We start from the raw sequence: 1,389 nt of genomic DNA, 5'->3' as shown, positions 1-1,389 counted from the left end.
GAATGGCACTTACTTAGGCCGCTGCGGGCGCCCGTAGCGAATGATGTCGTCGCGCGCGAGGTCACGCGGCTTCTTCAGCCATGGGTAGGATTTTGGCCTTCGTTTTCGCTGTCGCGGCTCGATGCGGCCGGGTCGGTGCCCAACCCTTGACTGTGCGATGAGGCAGAAGAGTTCGATATCGGGCGCCAATCCGCGCCCGTGCCAGTGGGCCCACAGTTGTAAGGTGTGCTTGAAGCTCAGACTTCGCGGGTCCACGCCGGCATGGCCGGCGGCCTGCGCCATCAGCAGCCGGATCAGGTTGTAGGCCAGCAGATGCACCCACAGTTCCTTCTCGTTCATGTCGGGAGTGCGGCAGTGCAGGACCTCCATGCCCATCGTGGTTTTGATGTTACGCAGATCCAGCTCGACGTGCCAGCGGCGGGCGTACAGATCGGCCAGATCGGCCTTGCGGACCTTGCGGTGATCGGTCAGGGTTGTGACCAGGACCTGATGGTCGGTCTGGGTCTCGCGCACCCGCAGTTCGTCGGCAAACGTGCGGTACTGCTCGGGTGTCATCCACGCAGGGCGAGCCGGCTTGGGCCAAGCCACCAGGTGGTCCCGCGCACCGAACCGCTTTCCCCGCCGGAAGTCGGTGATCCGCGAGCCGTGCTGTTCGAAGAGCACATCCACACCGGCGCGGGCCAGCGTCGCGATCAGGAAATAGTTGCAGTACAAGGCGTCGGCCAGCATCACGTCGCCCGGCTCAAAGGCGGCATCCAGCCCGCGAAACAGGCCCAGCTCGCCGCTGCCTTTGCCGCGGTGCGCACCCATCGCCGCATCCAGTATCGCCCCCGTGGCCAGACAGATCACCACGACCAGGCACCCGAGCGGAAAGCCCACGCCCGCCGCTTGCGAGCCCGGCTGCGGGTACCGCGCCTGGTTCTCGACGGTGTCGGGCATCGAGATCCCGCTGCCGTCGACCAGCTTCACGGGTCGGCCCTGCCAGCACCACGGTGGGTGTGCTTGCTCATGCAGGTGCCGACCCGTCTCGCGCGCCAGGCCTTTGATCATCGATAGTGGCAGTCGGCTACGCGCCCGACAGTACCCGCCCGTGCGAGTGCTGCACCGCTTCAGCCCGCAGGCCGCACGCTGTACCGCCCAGCCGTTGACGACCTTCTGGCATGAGCCGTCGGCATCGAGCGTCTGCTGCATGAACATCGACAACGTCACTGTCGGTGGATACAGCCGCTCCCGATGAACCGGGCTCAAGGCCTCAACCGTCTCGAGCAGCGCCTCATCGGTCAGAATGTTGAAAAACTCCACCGCTTCGGTCGAACGTACTCGCCGCTCAATTCCCTTGCGGTGTTGCTGCTGACGGCTTCGAGCGTTACGATTCATGGTGGGCTGACC

The 1,389-nt window shown here is 65.0% G+C and carries 1 protein-coding gene; it reads right to left on the bottom strand.

The window, feature by feature from the left end; translation table 11 throughout:
- Window positions 1–9 precede the first annotated feature (9 nt).
- Window positions 10–1,377, bottom strand: a complete 1,368-nt coding sequence (locus CR159_RS21290) for an IS4 family transposase (protein WP_102075939.1) — start codon at window positions 1,375–1,377, stop codon at window positions 10–12.
- Between the last annotated feature and the right edge of the window lie 12 nt (window positions 1,378–1,389).

The organism is Pollutimonas subterranea, from assembly GCF_002849655.1.
Classification (GTDB): Bacteria; Pseudomonadota; Gammaproteobacteria; order Burkholderiales; family Burkholderiaceae_B; genus Pollutimonas; species Pollutimonas subterranea.
The sequence above is the reverse complement of the archived record's forward strand: the minus strand, read 5'-3'. Positions and strand labels throughout refer to the sequence as shown.

Coding starts and splice junctions, on each gene's coding strand:
- CR159_RS21290 (WP_102075939.1), bottom strand. CDS start 1,377: ATGAATCGTAACGCTCGAAGCCGTCAGCAGCAACACCGCAAGGGAATT.